The organism is Collinsella sp. CLA-ER-H9, assembly GCF_040092295.1.
Taxonomy (GTDB): domain Bacteria; phylum Actinomycetota; class Coriobacteriia; order Coriobacteriales; family Coriobacteriaceae; genus Collinsella.
On sequence record NZ_JBBNLV010000023.1, the window covers coordinates 1 to 18,323 of the forward strand.

Annotated in this window: 15 protein-coding genes; 4 read left to right on the forward strand and 11 right to left on the reverse strand. The window is 53.7% G+C overall.

All coding sequences use genetic code 11. The annotated features are described in order from the left end of the window. Positions 1-121: 121 nt before the first annotated feature. Positions 122-1,936, reverse strand: coding sequence for a radical SAM protein (locus tag AAAX73_RS09345; protein ID WP_349125740.1), 1,815 nt, complete (start codon positions 1,934-1,936; stop codon positions 122-124). Between the two features lie 442 nt (positions 1,937-2,378). After that, positions 2,379-3,563, reverse strand: a complete 1,185-nt coding sequence (locus AAAX73_RS09350; RefSeq protein WP_082435530.1) for an MFS transporter — start codon at positions 3,561-3,563, stop codon at positions 2,379-2,381. A gap of 752 nt (positions 3,564-4,315) precedes the next feature. Between AAAX73_RS09350 and AAAX73_RS09355 the strand changes: the two genes are divergently transcribed. Both AAAX73_RS09355 and AAAX73_RS09360 read left to right on the forward strand, forming a co-directional pair. Further along, positions 4,316-5,269, forward strand: coding sequence for a hypothetical protein (locus tag AAAX73_RS09355; protein WP_118081828.1), 954 nt, complete (start codon positions 4,316-4,318; stop codon positions 5,267-5,269). A gap of 140 nt (positions 5,270-5,409) precedes the next feature. Next, complete coding sequence (locus tag AAAX73_RS09360; protein WP_055251462.1) at positions 5,410-6,717, forward strand: hypothetical protein; 1,308 nt, start codon at positions 5,410-5,412, stop codon at positions 6,715-6,717. Positions 6,718-6,771: 54 nt separating this feature from the next. Here AAAX73_RS09360 and AAAX73_RS09365 read toward each other — a convergent pair whose 3' ends face one another. From AAAX73_RS09365 to AAAX73_RS09385, 5 genes are all read right to left on the reverse strand, one after another. Then, positions 6,772-7,164 carry a hypothetical protein gene (locus AAAX73_RS09365; RefSeq protein WP_147350680.1) on the reverse strand — a complete coding sequence of 131 codons (393 nt, stop codon included), beginning with the start codon at positions 7,162-7,164 and terminating at the stop codon, positions 6,772-6,774. Then, positions 7,142-8,269: a hypothetical protein gene (locus AAAX73_RS09370; protein WP_147344724.1), complete on the reverse strand. Its 1,128-nt coding sequence runs from the start codon at positions 8,267-8,269 to the stop codon at positions 7,142-7,144. The genes AAAX73_RS09365 and AAAX73_RS09370 overlap by 23 nt, the downstream gene beginning before the upstream one ends. Positions 8,270-8,549: 280 nt before the next feature. Then, positions 8,550-10,229 carry an energy-dependent translational throttle protein EttA gene (gene ettA, locus AAAX73_RS09375; protein ID WP_055251458.1) on the reverse strand — a complete coding sequence of 560 codons (1,680 nt, stop codon included), beginning with the start codon at positions 10,227-10,229 and terminating at the stop codon, positions 8,550-8,552. Between the two features lie 184 nt (positions 10,230-10,413). Beyond that, the gene (locus tag AAAX73_RS09380) at positions 10,414-11,118 is read right to left on the reverse strand and encodes an SdpI family protein (protein ID WP_349125741.1); all 705 of its coding nucleotides are present in this window, start codon (positions 11,116-11,118) and stop codon (positions 10,414-10,416) included. After that, positions 11,111-11,389 carry an autorepressor SdpR family transcription factor gene (locus AAAX73_RS09385; protein ID WP_349125742.1) on the reverse strand — a complete coding sequence of 93 codons (279 nt, stop codon included), beginning with the start codon at positions 11,387-11,389 and terminating at the stop codon, positions 11,111-11,113. Before AAAX73_RS09385 ends, AAAX73_RS09380 begins: the two co-directional genes overlap by 8 nt. A 460-nt stretch (positions 11,390-11,849) precedes the next feature. Between AAAX73_RS09385 and AAAX73_RS09390 the strand changes: the two genes are divergently transcribed. Beyond that, positions 11,850-12,647: a tRNA threonylcarbamoyladenosine dehydratase gene (locus tag AAAX73_RS09390; protein WP_118081834.1), complete on the forward strand. Its 798-nt coding sequence runs from the start codon at positions 11,850-11,852 to the stop codon at positions 12,645-12,647. Between the two features lie 14 nt (positions 12,648-12,661). Beyond that, on the forward strand, positions 12,662-13,444 hold the full coding sequence (locus tag AAAX73_RS09395) for a TatD family hydrolase (RefSeq protein WP_118081837.1): 783 nt from the start codon (positions 12,662-12,664) through the stop codon (positions 13,442-13,444). A gap of 279 nt (positions 13,445-13,723) precedes the next feature. On the opposite strand, the gene AAAX73_RS09400 is transcribed toward AAAX73_RS09395, so the two are convergent. From AAAX73_RS09400 to AAAX73_RS09415, 4 genes are all read right to left on the reverse strand, one after another. Continuing rightward, positions 13,724-14,587 carry a PfkB family carbohydrate kinase gene (locus AAAX73_RS09400; protein ID WP_138374647.1) on the reverse strand — a complete coding sequence of 288 codons (864 nt, stop codon included), beginning with the start codon at positions 14,585-14,587 and terminating at the stop codon, positions 13,724-13,726. Positions 14,588-14,601: 14 nt separating this feature from the next. Then, positions 14,602-15,570, reverse strand: a complete 969-nt coding sequence (locus AAAX73_RS09405; RefSeq protein WP_022094440.1) for an SIS domain-containing protein — start codon at positions 15,568-15,570, stop codon at positions 14,602-14,604. A 62-nt stretch (positions 15,571-15,632) separates the two neighbouring features. Then, entirely contained in the window at positions 15,633-16,484 is an 852-nt protein-coding gene (locus AAAX73_RS09410) for a sugar phosphate isomerase/epimerase family protein (RefSeq protein WP_117745875.1), read from the reverse strand. A gap of 1 nt (position 16,485) precedes the next feature. Continuing rightward, on the reverse strand, positions 16,486-18,069 hold the full coding sequence (locus AAAX73_RS09415; protein WP_349125743.1) for an amidohydrolase family protein: 1,584 nt from the start codon (positions 18,067-18,069) through the stop codon (positions 16,486-16,488). Positions 18,070-18,323 lie beyond the last annotated feature (254 nt).

Below are 18,323 nucleotides of genomic sequence, written 5' to 3' on the forward strand. Positions count from 1 at the left end.
GGCCTTCATAGCCTCTCCACCTGCGGAAACGATGCGACGGCCAGGTGCCGGGAGCTATTCCCGCGTTGCGCTAGCTGCGGAAACGCGGGGCCCGTTCAGGCTGTTGCGTTGAGATTGAAAATCAACCTCCCTCTTTTTTCAAAATGTCGCGCACCTCGTTCTTAGTAATCGGCTTTTCAAACAACGAAAGCAAAGCGAACGAATAATCATTAACCGCACACATTCTATGGGTGGCACAACTCAGCAGTACTCTTAACCCCTCTTTTGAGCGTCCGACTTCTTTAACAAACGAACTTTTAACCAATTGAAAACCATTATCGTGCATTACATAATCGGCATCGATATTTGTATTCAGCAATCCATAATGCAACAGTTCTTCTATCGCCCTTGTCAGCTCGAGGTCGCCCTGATCAAGAATAAGAGAAATGCTACAATCGGCCTCCAATAAACGGGCCAACTTAAGGTATACCAACTGGGAAACAGCATAGACATGATGGTATTCAGAATTATAGAAGTAGGCAAATGGCTCAACGAGCACGACAGAGGTCTTGGAATCCAGCCAGATTCGATCAGCTGGATTTAGACTAGTTAGCCGTCGCTTTACTTTGGTCAAATGTCCCTTATACCTGACAGCGTGAATAGAATCTAGGATCCAGGTCACCTCTGAAATATGAAGCCGCTGGGGCAAGTCAATTGTGTCGCTACCGTTTATGACCTCTTGCATATAAAAATCAATATGATGCTCATCAGATAAGGATTTTGCTTCATTTAAAGTTAAACCAGTGCCTGAAACATAATCCACTTCGAGGCGCAAATCCTCATATTGGGACTTCGGCATTACAGAGACACCATACTTATCGGGATGATTCCAAACATCCGACCCCATAACGAGACCAAAATTCGTAAATCCTCTCGTGGAATATGGAACACCACATACCTGTTTTGAATAATTCAAAACATTCTCTGTATAAGCTAAGGTGTTCAGAGCCTCTTCTTTAGTTTCGGTCGGAAAGCCAATCATAAAAAATAGATGAACAGGAATACCCGCATTGAGACAATCATGGATATTGCGATCAATCCAATCAACTCTCGTGTTCTTCTTCATTAGATCAAGAACTCTTTGGTTGTATGACTCGAGGCCAAACTGAATCTGCCTACATCCACTTTGGTATATCTTGTTAAAAACGTCTGTACTTAGGGTTGGAGAGAACCTCGTTTCTCCATGCCAGAAAAACGTTTTTCCCGATGCGTTTATTTCATCCGCGAGTTGCTCCATTCTTTTGCCTTCGAATGTTTCATCCACAAAAGAGAAAACTCTCGTGCCGTATTTTTCATTTAACCGACACATTATTTCAAATACTCTCGATATAGGCATCTTTCGGTAACAACCACCGGTAGCACCGGGAATGGTGCAGAAGGCGCAATGATTAAAACACTGCCTAGAGGAATAAACCGGCAATATTAGCTCAGGCATGAAGTATTTAGAAAGGGCGAAGCCATCGAAATCGGGAACTGTATCGTTGATAAATGTTTGCTCAATCCGATGGTTTTTATATATCTTTCCACCTTTAGCATGGCAAAGGTTTGGAACACAGTCGAGATTGTCATCACCAGAGTCAAGAGCCTCAAGAAGACGTGCAAGCGGCTCTTCGCCGTCATACATCATTATCGAATCAATGTATTCAAAAAAGGGATGCCATTCTTTCATGCAGTCATCTGCTAAACGAGTAATGTAATTGCCGCCCAATGAGACGTGTTTAACAGATGGACATTCTTCTTTAATCAGTTTCGCTAACGTAACTGCAGAAATCAATTGGAAACAGCCGCTCACCGAAATCCCAATAAACTCGATTTTTTCCCTCTGAATACGCTTAAGAAAGGCAGTTTCATAGAAGGAAATAAACGGATTATGCAAGGTATCCGCAAGCGATTTCATTATTTCTGGTGTCGAATAATAATCATAGGGCAGATCTATGGAGTTGAACGTGTATTTAACTCCATATGAGACGTGATTTATGATATAGAGTGCATTTCTAAAAATGTTTTCAGCATATTGTCTTTCTTTTAGATTACACTATCTCTTCGATCTGAAAATATCTTTTGCCTCGTCAACATTAAGTGCCGACTTTTGTATCAACTCGATTGTCAATTGAACATTCGAACTAAACGAATCCTTTGATTCCCGATACCTTTTACAGCACTCTTCGACATGTCTAAAAGATAGGAGGTCATCGTAAAATTCCACGTTTAAGTCAACAATGTCAACTTTGTATTGTTCAACCTCTTGAAGATATGACTTCAAAACAGGCAAGGCAAGATACGGCCCCACTGGACTCCATCCTGGGGGAAATACTAAAAGCGTTTTAGGCATATCAACGTCACATCTTTCGCAAATAATTCAATTGAAACACAACTACCATCATAATTGAAAATACACCAAGTCCTGTAACGAGAATTGAGAACATCGCGATGCTCGTGAACAGCGAAACAAGAAGTGTTGAAATAACAACAGCAACCGATTGCAAAGACTCCCTAATTGAAAACAGGCTTATCGATTCAGATCCGTCTCTCGCCAAATCCTGCAGCGATGTTATGAGAAGCACATCTTGAATGGCGTTTCCGGCACCGACGATAAAAAGGAAAATAAACGATATCCCAGACGCATAGCGATAGCCAAACGCCAGATACGCACCGAGCGCAAGATACGTCACAAAACAATATGATTTAACGCAATCGGAACCACTGATTAAACGACCGTATATTGTATTTCCGAACAACAGTCCGATTGTAAGACTACTCTGAAGGAATCCATATTGTATCGATGACGAGTCAAATTGCAATTGCGCTATAGCTGGCAAAAGAGAATTCAGAGAGCCGAATGCCACGCCACTAGAAATATCGATTAATAGGAAACCAATTGCCAAGTGCTTCGCGCTAAGATCACTAAATGCAGTCCTGTTTTTTTCATTTTTGCTTATTCCCTCTTTATCATTAACCTCGATAACCGACGGAACATCTCGCAGCAACCAGAACGACGCGGCAAAAGAAAGCGCGTCTAATGCAAGAACAGCCTCCGCCCCAAATTGAGCGACAACAAAACCGCCGGCAACTGGCCCCAGAACCATCATCAAATTCTGCAGGAACCCAAACGAATTATTAATTACGTCGCGATTGATACTATTCGTATTGGCTCTTAACAACGAGTAAAAGCAGGGCATTTCTACCGTTCGGCAAAGCGATACCGCGCACGTAATAGCAAACATACTCCATTTACTATCAACAAAAATATAGCAAACGAATAATCCCGCGCGAATTAAGTCTGCCAATCTCATGGCCTGCAGTGTCCCGATACCCATCTTCTGAGGCAGCTGCGCGAGCGCAACTGAAAACAGAGAGGGGGCAAATCTGCAGCAGACCATCAAAGCAGTTGCAGAAACATCGTGAGTTACCTCGTAAATCAGCATTGGCAAAGCAATATTCGCACACCAATTGCCTATTTCGCTTATCCCTCTAGCAATATATAGGACCCGAACCGGACGGCTAGCTCTCAATACCGTGAACATCACGATTAACCTCGTATTTCAGGCCTCGTTCATCCCTTAATAGGAATCCATAATCAACCAAGTACCGCCTCAACACGGCATAATCAGGATAGAGCTGTGACAGCACACGATTAACCTGAAGCTCCGTATAACTTGTATTTAATTCAAAGAAAGAGACGGCCCATAGTAGCATGATTCATTTATAGCTTTCCTTTTTTGGAATTGAAACCAGCTCGCCATTCTTGAGAAATCGTTTTTTAAAGTCTATTAGCTCATCCATTCACATCCTCCATTTCATACGCATCTAATACTAAAAATGCATACGCTTTAGGCCATCGCATTCAGCTTCTTTATTCGAACTAAACTCGAACTAATCTAAATTATTTGCTCAGACACTCTTCGAAAGCTCGTTTTTCACTCTGAGTAAAATGCCCTTCCCAGTCAGTCCACGAACAGGAAGGCAACTCACAACGAGCGGAGTCGAAGCCCTCTGCCGTCGGTCGCTCAAAATGCACGATAACCTTTTCGATATCGCCATCTGTAATCAGGTCAGAATGAATGACCTCGGTACCATCTTCGAATGTCATATACGGGTACATCACGTAAACCACCTCGCAATAGTAAATCCAGTTTAGCATCAAGCTATTGCACCAAAGACAGCAGGCCCCCTTGATGAGTTGATGGTATCTGTTAAATGTCACGTACGATTCACATCTGGTGGGTACCCTGATGGCTACACGAAACGAAGTAGATTTACACCGGGAGGACCCCGTATGACAACCAAGTACACCGACGCGCCGCGCACGCGCGTCATGACGCCGGCATCGCTCAACAACGGCGTGCACGAGAACCATTCCATCGGACAGACCATGGCCATCGCGCCCAAAAAGGGCCTGTTCGATGACATTTCCATTCCCCAGATCATCGCCGGCGCCGCAGCTGCCGCCACGAGCGTGGCGCTTGCTTCAAAGATCGGCATTGCCGGCTCGGTGATTGGTGCCGCTGTGAGCTCAGTCATCACTGTTGTGTCCTCGCAGGTCTACCGCCACTTTATCTCTGCCAGCGCCGAAGCCCTCAAAGGTACGCACGCCGCCAACGACTACCCTGCCGGCGCCTATGAGCCCGTTGAGTTGAATGCCGAGGAGCACCTGGGCGGCGCCGCGACTACGCAGGAGATGCGCCAGATTGCGGGGCGCGCGACCACGGCGCGCGTCGCCCCCAACAGCCTGCGCGCCAAGGCGGCGGCAGAGCGCAGCCAGACGCAGAAGAAGGTTATCGTCTTCTCGATCGCCATCGCCATCGTCGCGGTCATCGCTTGCGCCGGCGCCATCCTTGTCACCACTGCCGGTGAGGGCCTGGGCGAGCGCCCCGAGCCAATCCTTTCGTCGCGCACGACCGAGAGCGATGCAAATGGCAACACCCAGTCGCAGGATCAGCAGGCACAGACGGACGATACGCAAGACAGTTCTACCTCTGCCAATTCGTCCTCGAACACCCAAAACCAATCGCAGGGCGTCGATTCCTCTGCGAACAACAGCGGCACGCAATCCGGCACGACTGACTCAAGTCAAACGACTGACGGCTCTCAACCGAGCACGGGCGACCAGGCGAATGGCAATACACCGAGTACGGGATCTACCGACAACAGCAACACCAACAGCTCGAGCGGAACCGCGTCCGGCACGGCATCTGACAGTTCAAGCCAAGGCGCGACATCGGGCAACTAGGCACATTTGCCTCTCATAGATAACCGACCTGTATAACGGGCGCGAATCGACAGCGGTTCGCGCCCGTTTGCCTTGGGCGCCGCCATGGCGAGCGCCATGCGATGGTAAGATGCTTTACATGTGTAAAGAGGAGATTTGCCATGAGCAAGACAATAGTTAGGCCCACGCTTTCACTGGGCAACCACATCTATCTGTATCGCCTGCTGCGCGATGCGATTGGATGCGGCAAGCAAACGTTTATGACGCAGGTCGAAGAGGCGCTCGCCGCTGGCGACATGACCGCTTATGACCTGGGCTTCGAATCCACGCGCGAGCTGCTCGAAGAGCTTGACGACTGCATTAAGCTGACCGTCTTTAAGGGCGGTCGCCTGTATGCCACCGTCATCGCCAACGAGGCCTGGGATGCCGCCCTTGCCAAGGGCGAGGACAAGCCCAAGACCGCCAAGGGCGCTAAGCAGTCCTACAAAAAGAAAAAGCGCGGTGAGAAGGACCTCAAGGCTGTGCGCCCCAAGCACGTTAAGCGTCCCGAACCAGAAGCCGCGGTTGAAGCTGTGCCGGAGCCCGAGCCCGAGACAGAGATCGAAGTCGCTATTGAGGTGGCAGCAGAAGCCGAAACCGAAATCGCCGCCATGACCGATCCCGAAGTCATGCCAGAGCAGGAAGCCGCTGTGGAGCTCAACGAGGCATCCAAGTCGACAACCGAAGAGGCGGCTGGCCAGCCCGAGGCGCCCGTGTTCCAGAACCACGATGTCTTTGGCGACAACACCGAGGACAATCAGTCCGACGAGCTCGCGGATCAAGATGCTGCCGAGGCAACACCGGAGCCCGAGGCGCCCCAGCCTGCCATCTCGCTCACGGTTGTCTACGACCCCGAGAACGCCAACGCCGGCATCACCACCATGGTATCCACGCCGGTCGAGGCCAAGCCGAACGTCGAGGCAGAGGACACTCCGCAGGCCGATGCCAAAACCGGGACCGAAGACACGTCCATCTCCGTGGAACCGACAGATTCCATAGCTAAGCCAGAAGCGGCATCTGAGTCTGCACCTGTCATTGAGTCCGCATCCGCACCCGCCTGTGACCAGGCTCCCACACCGGCACCGACTCCGGTCCCCAATTCAGCACCGGCCCCCGCTCCCGCAGCACCGACCATCCCCGGGGACTTCCCCATCGATTTCGCGACCGAGGTCTTCTGCCCTAGCCCGCTGCTGCACCAGCTGTCGACTTATCTCCCCTACGGCGCTGACACCCTCGGCATCGTCGGCGAGTACTACTGGATCGCTCGCGAGCGCGGTACCATCGAGGCCGGCCGTAACCGCGCGTGCTTCCCCCTGCGCTACACACAGGCCGGCAAACGCCACGAAGTCACCGTACGCATTCGCCGCAACACCACCGGCGGCCTCGGAGCCACCTGGGCCATCGACAAGGTCGAAGCCCCGGTCGAGTAAAAAACGGCCTCGGATAGCCAATTGACCATCCGAGGCCGTTTGAATTCAGGCCTTTTAGTTGTCATCGGCGCATATAGACACCAGAGAAGCAAGCTCATCCTCAAGTTGCGGAGCAAAGTATCTAAAAGAAACCTGCGCTCCGGTCGGTATCGACTCAATCATATTCGCAGCATTATCTGAAACTCGGTACGATGCAGTTTCACCTGTCTTCAAATCCTCTATTGAGCAGACAGCGTCTCCAGCATCAATCGACCTAAGCACGCCTTTTCCTTGTAACATCACATCGGCATGCCCGCCAGCTATTTCTAATGAACCTGAGTCTGTCGCAGTCACTTCTCCGGAACCTCCGCGCGATATCTCTTCCTTTGTTGAACAGCCCACCAATGAAGCCATCAGCACCAAAGACAGAGCTAGACGAATCGCCCTACTTCGAAAAAGTCGTTCCATAAGTCCACGCATAATAGCTCTGATCATACTTCAGGAAGGATAAAGATGAATTCCAGCCGTCCGCTATGCCAATCATCTGCCTTGTCTCTCCAGTTTTCTTACCAGTAAGTGTGGCGTAAGCCTCCGCTGTTACAGAATGGGCTGATCCGTTGTACAAACTCGCATGTAAAACATTCGGTCTATTAGAGTTAATCTCATTTTGAATGCTCGCGATAGCCGGAGAGGAGACAGTGCGGGCGATAAGAGCACTTCCTCTGCTTGCGCAGTAATTTGTAAACCCCGTTGCACAGGTTGATATCGGCGTTCCGCCCAAAACAACGCCGGGAACAGTCTGTTCTTCAGCGGAAAGAGCATGGGTATTGGTGTAATTCCATATCTGCATATATTGCGAAGGGTCGCTATATAAATTGGCAATGCCATACAGTTCCGCAACGTTCGAAAAAGCGGTCACCATACAAGCATAGTGGGCAGTAAGCCTCTTAATCTCGCTTTCATCATATGACATAAACTGAGAAATGGAACGAAATCCAGATACTGTGTAATCCTGCATTTGAGTTGCGTAAATTACGACATCGTTCCAGCTTGAAGGTTTATTCGATAAAACGACAGGCCGTCCTTCTATGGAAACAGCCGGGATTGTTCTTCCGCAATTTGTTGTTATTGAACCGTCCAAAGATTGCACACCGAATTCGAATGGATTGATCATTACGACTGGGTTATTGAAAGAATAAGACTCAACACCAAGATCTCCTCCCCGATCCATAGGGCTGACTAAGCCGTCTCCAAAACGATATCCCGTAAGTATTTCATCATCTGAAGCATCTAAAACCAAATAGCCCGCGGCTCTATTGAATGTCACAACCGGAACAATGTAGCCAAGCGGGGACCCATCAACGTCTACAAAAGGAATAGGGTCAGAAGGCGTATACGAAGAGCCGAGGAGTCCCTTTATATATTTATCGGCAAGCTCTTGCGCAATTTCTGAAGTAAATTGTATCTGCTCACCATCAATATTGCCCGTCGAAGCAAAAACCTCTTTCGGACGTGCGGCTAAGGCGACAATTGAAGACGCGACAAGTTGCAGAAAACGACGACGCGAAAGCATATGTTCTTCTTTCTAGAGGAGCGACTTATAAGATACTCCTATTCTATAACCTTTTTTGTAACGTTACAGCACTGGTTATATTTCAATTCGATTTGCTTATGTCCTTGTAACCCAATACGTCTTTACGTTTTAAACGGAATTAGAAAATCACTCATAGCAAAAACGGGCTTTAATCCCAAAGAGATGACTTTGATTATGAATCAAACCAGCAGCCAGGGCATAGCTGCAGTGCAATTGCTACAAGAAAGGCCGCCCTTGCTGGCGGCCTTTCTACTTGCTACTAGTCACGCGTCAGCTTGCGGTGAATACGATGCGGCTGGGCTGCGTCCTCGCCCAGGCGCTCGATACGGTTGGCCTGATAGGCCTCGAAGTTGCCCTCGAACCAATACCAGTTGCCCGGATTCTCGTCGGTGCCCTCCCACGCCAGGATGTGCGTGGCGACGCGGTCCAGGAACATACGGTCGTGGCTAATGACCACCGAGCAGCCCGGGAACTCGAGCAGCGCCGCTTCGAGCGAGGACAGCGTCTCGACGTCGAGGTCGTTCGTGGGCTCGTCGAGGAGCAGCAGGTTGCCGCCCTGCTTGAGCGTGAGCGCCAAGTTCAGACGGTTGCGCTCGCCACCGGAGAGTACGCCGGCGCGCTTCTGCTGGTCCTGGCCCTTAAAGCCAAAGCTCGCCACGTACGCGCGGCTCGGAACCTCGGTCTCGCCGACCATCATGTGGTCCAGGCCGTCCGAGACGACCTCCCATAGGTTCTTATCGGGGTCGATGCCGGAACGGTTCTGGTCGACGTAAGAAATCTTGACGGTCTCGCCCACCTCGAGCTCGCCCGAAGTCAGCGGCTCCAAACCCACGATGGTCTTGAAGAGCGTGGTCTTGCCGACACCGTTGGGGCCGATGACGCCCACGATGCCGTTACGCGGCAGGGTGAACGAAAGGTCGTCGATGAGCACGCGACCGTCGAATTCCTTGTGCAGGTGATGGGCCTCGAGCACCTTGTTACCCAAACGCGGTCCAACGGGAATGCGGATATCGGTCCAGTCGAGCTTCTGGCTTGCGCGGGCCTCGGCCTCCATCTCCTCGTAGCGAGCCAGACGAGCCTTGTTCTTGGCCTGGCGAGCCTTGGGCGAGCTGCGTACCCACTCGAGCTCGGCCTCCATGCGCTTGGCGAGCTTGGCGTCGCGGTTGCCCTGCGCCTCGATACGGGCGGCCTTGGTCTCCAGATACGTGGAGTAGTTGCCCTTGTAGGGATAAAGGTGACCGCGGTCGACCTCGCAGATCCACTCGGCAACGTTATCCAGGAAGTAGCGATCGTGCGTGACGGCAAGCACCGCGCCCTGGTAGTTGTGAAGGAAGTGCTCGAGCCACAGGATCGACTCAGCGTCTAGGTGGTTTGTGGGCTCGTCAAGCAGCAGCAGGTCGGGAGCCTCGAGCAGCAGCTTGCACAGGGCCACGCGACGGCGCTCGCCGCCGGAAAGCACGTTGACCGGCATGTCGGAATCGGGCAGCTGCAGGGCGTCCATGGCCTGGCCGAGCTTGGAATCGATATCCCAGCCATCAGCGGCGTCGATCTCGTCCTGGAGCTTGCCCATCTCGGCCATGAGGGCGTCCATGTCGCAGTCCGGGTCGCACATCTCCTCGCCGATCTTGTTGAAGCGATCGACCTTGGCAATCATGTCGCCAAACGCCATGCGCACGTTCTCGATGACGGTCTTGTCGTCGTCGAGCGGCGGCTCCTGTTGCAGGATACCCACGGTGTAGCCGGGGGTGAGCCTGGCATCGCCGTTGGAGACCTCCTCAATGCCGGCCATGATCTTGAGCAGGGTCGACTTGCCCATGCCGTTGGGACCCACGACGCCGATCTTGGCACCGGGGTAGAAGCTCAGGGTCACGTCGTCAAGGATTACCTTGTCGCCATGGGCCTTGCGAGCCTGATACATCTGGTAGATAAACTCCGCCATATGTCTGTCCTATCCTTTCTACCTGCTGTTTCCCTATTCTTGATTCGCTTTAGTGGAAACGAAATGAGAAAACCAGCTCTGAAACTTAACGAAAAAGGGGCATGGTTGCCCACACCCCCTAATACTACCTGGGAAAAGTCCCCCGGAACATACTATGAACTGCGTACGCTAGTTTTCCGCAACCTTAACGAGCGGCTCGCTGCGATTTGCGCCACAGCAGATACGAATAGACGTAGGCAGCTCCAGCTGAACCAAACGCCAGAACCGCAATCACCGCGGCGACGACTTCACTCGAAAGCACGCTACCCGCCACGCCCATCACAATCAGGCCAACACCCAGCACCATAAAGCAGGCACCGCCAAAGCGCTGCGTACGGCGCCAGTTCTCGGGATTGGCAAGCGCCCAAGGCGTCTTGATACCGAGCGTATAGTTCTGCTTCACACGCGGCAAGTAGTTGCCTACGCCGATGAACAGCAAACCGACAACACCGGAAATCAGCACGTTGACCGAACCGACCGCCGGCACCACGCCCCAGACCGTAAGCTCTCCCAGCCAGCTTATGGCGCACATGAACAAGGTGAAGGCGATTACGAAGCCCTGATAGAACTTGCCCGAGGTTCGATATGCCTCACCTTTGGGATCGATGCGCGGCACCACGCAGAACATTGCGAGAAGCACCAGAGGCAGCACGCCGAGCGCGGAGGCCATCCAGCTGGGACCCCAACCGTCGACGGCGCCGTTCGCGCCCCAGTGCGTGGGAATCTGCCCAGGCAAGCTCGGCATCACCATGAGATGCGCTACGACATTGGCGACGCACAGAGCGACCAGCGCAATCCACACGCGCGACGATACCCCCGTGGGGTGAATGCCCTTGTTTTCGTTATTCATCCTTATCACCTTCCGTGTTTGTAAAGCCCATAAACCAACCGATCAAGTCCTGCATGACGGTAGTGTTTAAGCTGTATACGATGTTTTGACCATGACGTTCGTCGGTTACCAACCCGGCGTTTTTGAGCGTCGCCAAGTGATGGCTCAGCGACGGCTTACTGATATCGAAATGCTCGGCAAGCTCCCCCGCCGTGCAATTGCCCTCGCGCAGCAACTCCAAAATGCGCCGTCGCGTTGGATCGGCAAGCGTCTTAAAACCCTCTCCCGGCATAAGACCCCCTTTCATCATCTCTCATGACGCGCACACTATACTCGATATTTAGATGTTTGTCTAACTATCTAATACAGGAACATCTATAGAACATTCGTTCGTATTTAGCTACAATGGAAGTTGAAGCAGATGGGCCAGCTCCCTCTACCCGAGAAGGAGATGGACTATGAGTATTGACGATGTCCTGACGTTGTTATTGCTTGTAATCGCGGCTGTGGAGCTCGGCATCCACATTGGAGGTCGAATGAAATAGCCGCCCCCGCGTAATGCGAAGACGGCCACTTCTCACGCTACAAACGTGTTTGGGAGTTGGCCAACCCGCGGCAACGGGTGCCATCTGCTTCATCTTATGCGAATCACTGCCTCATTTCAACAAGCCCCTAGGGCTCAAATGGAATCGCGATAATACCTATAATGACGATAGCTAAAACACGATTCGCTTCCCCATCGGAGGATGTCTATGACCGAAACCACAGCCGCAACCCCCAACGAGACACGCGACACCAAGCTCGAGATCATCATGGGCCGCGAGGCACTCGACAAACTCGCCGCCGCCACGGTGCTGGTGCTCGGCTGCGGAGGTGTGGGCTCCAATTGCTGCGAGGCACTTGCCCGCGGCGGCATTGGTCATTTCGTCATTCTGGATAAGGACATCATCGCGCCCAGCAATATCAATCGCCAGGCCATCGCCTTTCAAAGCACCATCGGCAAGCGCAAGGTCGATGTTATGGAAGCCATGATCCACGACATCAATCCAGCCGCTACCGTCATCAAGCGCACCGAATACCTGTTGAGCGACAATATCGACGAGTTCTTCGCGAGCGTTTTGGAGCAGACGGACGGCAAGCTCGACTACGTCGTCGACGCCATCGACACCATCTCGGCCAAGCTCACCATTGCCAAATATGCTCAGGACCACGACATTCGTTTGGTTAGCTCCATGGGCGGGGCCAACAAGCTCCATCCCGAGTGCCTCCGCTTTGCCGACATTTTCGATACGGTACGTGACCCCATGAGCCGCATCATGCGCAAAGAATGCAAGAAGCGCGGAATCAAGAGTCTGCATGTACTGTTTAGCTGCGAGGAATCGGTTAAGACACAGCCCCGCGACCCTTCCAATATCCACGAGCGCACCGAGCTCGGAACCGCCAGCTTTATGCCGCCCATCATGGGCCAGATGATTGCCGGCGAGGTTATCCGCCAGATCAGTGGCCGCGGCACCGAGCGCGTGCGCGCCGATGGCCAGCGCTTGGACTAGCGGAGCGCGCCGAGATGGAGCCCCGGTTATTTGATGCACACTGCCATCTTGATTTAATGGCTCACCCGGACGCCGTTGCCGATGAGGCAACGGCGCTGGGCTTGGGTCTATTTGATTGCGGCGTCGATCCACGCGACTTTTCGGCCGCAAACGAGCGCGCTCGTCGCCACCCGGGCATCATCGCCGGCGTTGGGCTTCACCCCTGGTGGCTCGCCGATGGCCACTGCGGTTTTGCCGAAGTCAATCTGCTTTGCGAAGTTGCTGCCCAAGAACGCTACATCGGCGAAGTCGGACTCGACTTTTCCGCGCGCTTTGCTGGAAGTGAGCCGCTACAAATACAGGCACTTAACCGGCTCTGCGATGCGCTCGTGCAGCATCCTCTTACCGGGCGCGTGATATCAATTCACGCCGTTCGTTCGGCAGGAGCCGTACTGGACGTCCTCGAATCGCATGGACTACTCATCCCAAACCCCGACTCCCCCGCTATCATCTTCCACTGGTTTAGCGGCACTTCGGACGAACTCACCCGCGCGCGTAATGCGGGCTGCTATTTTTCCGTCAACGAACGCATGCTCGCGACCAAGCGCGGTCGCGAATACGCACGACAGATTCCACTCGACCGCCTACTGCTCGAGACCGATGCGCCGGCCGAGCCAAACACAGAAACAAGCGCGCAGTCGCTCATCAGGTCGCTCACAAGGACCTCAGAACGCATCACCTCGCTCAAAAACTGCGACGCAAAGCGCATCGAGTCGATAGTTTTAACAAATGCGCGCTCTTTTTTTGACCTTCGCTAACCCCTGGTGTGCAAAAAATGCCAAATATGAGTACTGCTACCGGAATGGATACATTTCTTTTAACTTTCCAACCGCCAGAATAATCCTCGATTGTCCGCTAATTAAAGCTTTTACAGTCATTCATCCTGCGTTTTCGCAAATCTTAAACCCCTCCAGACGCTCAAATCACGTCTGAAGGGGTTGATTTTGCTGCGACTAAATTAGTCACAGTACTCATATTTGGCATTTTTTGCACACGAGGTCCCGGGGAGGATCCTGCACCTCCCCGGGACCGCTCGGCTATTCGACGATTGGTGCTCCGTGGCCCCAAGAACCTTCCATGCCGCACACGGTCGAGGCAAACCCGGCAGCAAAGTCGAGCGCGCGCTCGATAGCCTCGGCGCCATCCTCTCCACGCTTGGCGGAATCGAGATAGCACATCAAAAACGAAGTGAGGAACGAGTCGCCCGCTCCCATGGTGTCCTTCATGTCCGTTACCGGTTTAGCCAGCTGGCGGTAATAACGCTCGCCGTCGTAAGCAATGCAGCCCTCGGCACCCGCCGTAGCCGACACAAAACGCGGACCCAGGCCCTTCACCCATGCCAGACGCTCGCGAATCTCGTCCTCACTCGCGGCATCCGCCGCACTAAAGAAGGCAAAATCGACGTAGGGTGCAATCTGCTCGTAGTACTCGTCGGTGGAGTCGTCCGAAAAGTCAAAAGAGACCGTGACGCCCGCAGCCTTCAGCTTGGGCAGCTCGCGCTCGGTAAAGCAATAGTTGCCCGAATGAACCACATCGAACTGCTTCATGTACGCAAGGTCAAAGCGATCGAGGACATAGCGCGCATCGCCACGGATACCGCCCTCGTTGGAGCCGAGGAAGACACGGTCACCGTCAACGACGGTCACGCGAGCCGCTCCGTTCTCGCCAATCATCTGCTCGCACTTGTCAAGCTCGACACCCTCATCCTCGAGGCTTGCAATGACATGCTCGGCAGCGGCGTCATTGCCAAAAATGCCCATGTATGCGGAACGTGCGGCACCGCATTTCTTGGCATAAACGGCGAAGTTCACCGCGTTGCCGCCAGGATACATGGTGTGGATATGCTCGTAGCGATCGACGACGTTGTCGCCAAATCCGAGCGCGTTAACGTTAAATGCCATGGCCTTTGTCCCTTCTAGTACTCGACAACACCCATATAGCGACGGAAATCGGGATCGTGATCAAACACCTTGCCGCGTGCAGCACGCAGCTCGCAGTTCATGGCGTAGAACAGCACCGGGTCCAGATAGGCACGGACGCTCGCCGGCACGGCTTCCATACCGTACTCCTTGGCATCGAGCACCATCAGCGTATCGGTATGCGTCTTAAGGAACGCCAGGGCGCGCTCGTCCATAGCACGGCACTCGCTGGAGCCCATCTGCAGGAAGTAAAAAACGCCATCCTGAGTAGCCTCGAAGGGGCCATGGAAGTACTCGGCAGAGTGGATGTAGCTGCAGTGCTGCCACTGCATCTCCATAAGAGAGCAGATAGCGAAACCGTAGGTCTGGCTAAAGTTGGGACCGCTGCCCAGAATATAGAAGAACTCGTGCTCCTGGCAAAGCTTGGCAAAACGATCGCCCAGCTCGGCATTTACCTTCTCACGTGCCGGGGGAAGAATCTTATCCATCTCGGCGATACCGGCATACATATCGGCAAGATCGGCGTAGCCCTCCTGCTGATCGAGCAGCTCGGCCGCAAGCGACAGCGAAATGCCAGCGGGGACCTCAGCCTGCGGCACGCCCTCGCCCCATGGGTAGACCCACGTGGTCCACTTGCCGGAGTCGATCTTAGATCCAGCGTTGTCGGTCTGGGCGATCACCGTAGCGCCGGCGGCAAGGGCAATCTCGCAGCCCTCAACGACCTCGGGGGTGTTGCCACTGTGGCTGCAAGCAATGACCAGGGACTTCTCGCCCAGACGACGCGGACGCATGATATCGAACTCGCGAGCCGTATAGATATACGAAGTGAAGGTGGTTGCCTCGCGCTGCAGAAGCTCGTGAGCCGGGATCAAATCGATCATGGAGCCACCACAAGCAATCCAGTAGACGCTGTCGAACTTGCCCTTCTCGGCAATTGCCTCTTTGATCAGATCGTGTGCGTTCATATCCAGTTCCTTTCTTGTTTGGGCCGCAATCAATGACGTTGGTTGCGTGGCCGATAGTTGTTTTAGTCAATCAGATATTTCTCGAATGCGGCCATGTTCTTGGCATCAGCCGCCGCCGGGTCATCGTAGTAACGACCGTCCGTGATTTCCTGGCCCAGCATGCCGTCGAAACCATGGGCGTTGAGTGTGGCAACGAAGGCGTCCATATCGTGCTTGCCATCGCCCCACACCAGATGGCCATACGGGTCACCGTCGATAAAGTGCATCTCGTGAATTGCCCCATCACCAAAGGCGGCAAACCAGTCCTCGAGCGTCTCGCCTGCAACGCCCATCGCGGTTGTATCAACCATGGGCTGTAAGTACGGGCTCGCGACCTCGTCAATCATGCGCTTCGCATCGGAAACCGTCGTCACAAGGTTGCTCTCCTCGGGACGCAGGCTTTCCATCGTGAGCACCAGACCGTGCTCGCCGGCATACTCCGCCAGAATGGACAAGTGCTCGCGGCTGCGCTTCCAGGCTTCCTCGCGGTCCTCGTCCCAGTCGCCCCAGCCCGAGTTGATGGACATACGGTCGCACCCAAGTACCTCGGCAAGCTCAATGCCGTGTTTAAAGTACGCCAGACTGCGCTGTTCATGCAGCGGCTTGCGTGCGCAGTACTGCCAAGGATAGACAACGTTCTCGGGGCACAGAGTACGATACCTAAGCCCACGGTCTGCAGCCTTTTTCGCCAGGACCTCAGCCTCAAAGTAGCCCGTATGGTCGAGCGTCACATGCGGCTCTGCGCACCACAGCTCAATGGACTCAAAGCCCAAACGCTGCTGCACATCAAGGAAGTAATCGAGCGACCACATGATGTAGTGGATATTCATGCCCGCAATCTGCTCGCGGCGCAGCGTCGGTTTGGATTCAGACATCTTATGCCTCCTTATTTCGATCGAACACGATTTGTCCGTCCGACATCGTCATATCAACCGCAAGATCGCGTGCGTCGCGATAATCGAGGTCAAACACATCCCGATCGAGCACGCAGATATCGGCAAGCTTGCCGACCTCGAGCGTACCCAGCTCGTCTTCGCGCATCAGATCGTACGCGCCCCCGGCAGTCCAAGCGCGCAAGAGCTCGACAAGCGTCAGCGTGTTGACCTCATTCACAGGCAGTCCGTCGGCGAAGAATCCGCCGCACGCGCTGTAGATTGACTCGCCCAGGCTCGGAATCAGCAGCGGCAAATCCGTTCCACAGCACACTGTGCATCCGGAATCTTCCATGCCGCGGCGATTCCAGCTGTGCAAAAGTCGCGTCTCGCCAATTTGTCGACGCATCATCGACAGGCAATCCTCGCGTCGGTCCAGCGTCAGAATCTGCGGATAGACCTCGCAAATTCCACCTAACTTGCCAAACTCGACAAGATCGGTCGGGTCAGAGTTCTCGAGATCGGTAATCGCATGGCGGCGAAGCATCCGTCCATGCTCGTCTCGAGGCAGCGAGGCATAGAGCGCCACGGTGCGACGAACGGCGCCATCGCCCTGGCAATGCAAGGAATATCGGAAACCGTCAGCATCAATTGCACGCAGCTCGTTCTCAATCAGATCCCATTCGGGCTCCTCGACAACCGTCTTGCCGGCAGCGCCCGCATCGGCCGTGTCCTCATAGGGGTCAATCATCTCGGCAAGCCCCGCCCATACGCCTCGATCGGTCATACGGTTGAAGCCAGAAAAACGAACGAACGGTCCCCGGAAGCGCTCTCGTGCCTCGCGGGCATATGCCAGATTTGCACCGGCACCCACCGGCTGCGACATCATAGAGACGCGAACCGTCAGCTCACCAGATTCCTCACGGCGAGCCATTTCGTCGGCAAAGCCGTAGTAGTCATCAAACGCCATCTCCTTGATGGCGGTAACGCCGCGCTCGTTAAGCATGCTCATGTAGTCCGAATACCCCGCGCGCACCTCGGGCAGCGCGAGGAAATCGCTCATCATGCGCCAGATCTTCTCGGCATAGCACGCCTGCGGTGTAAAACCGTATCGCGCACTGGCGGCAGCATTGAGAACGCAGGTCTCCGCGCCCGGTGTAAAGCAGACGACGGGGATATCGCCAAAACACTCGTCAAACACAGCTGCTGTATTTGCGTTCTCGGCATCCGATGCCAACGTTTCGGGTAGGTTGTGGCCAAAAGCCGCCGCGCAATCCGGATGATCATCTTTCCATGCACGCAAGAGCGACACGGCCTCTTTGGCATCAGCGACGCCGGACAGATCAGACCCCAACGTCCGCAGTGCCCAGCCCGTATAGAAGGTATGCACATCGATCAGGCCGGGCATGACGGTGCGGTCGCCCAGGTCAACTACCTCGTCCGCCTGGGTCAAATACGAAGCTACCTCGCACTTGGTGCCAACCGCCTCAATTCGATTGCCACGGACCGCTACGAAACCTTCAAACGGCAGGTCCCCCGTACCGGTAAAGACGCTCTTAGACGTCAGGACCGTCAAACAATCAGACATCACAACCACCTACACCGGAAGCATGCCAGAGATTGCCGTTACGATCAGGCCAAAGACGACCATGAAGATGAAGAACTTCCAAATGGTCTTCCACCATTGGCCAAACGAAATCTTAGCCACGGCAAGGGGTTGATTTCCGATCTCAGCCGAACACATTGAGCAAATAGGCCATTCCCGCAGTTAGCCGAACGCCCCCGCGGCCCCTCCTGGGGCCCGGGGGCGCCGTTTTCCCAGTTGAAGGAACGGTGGAGATG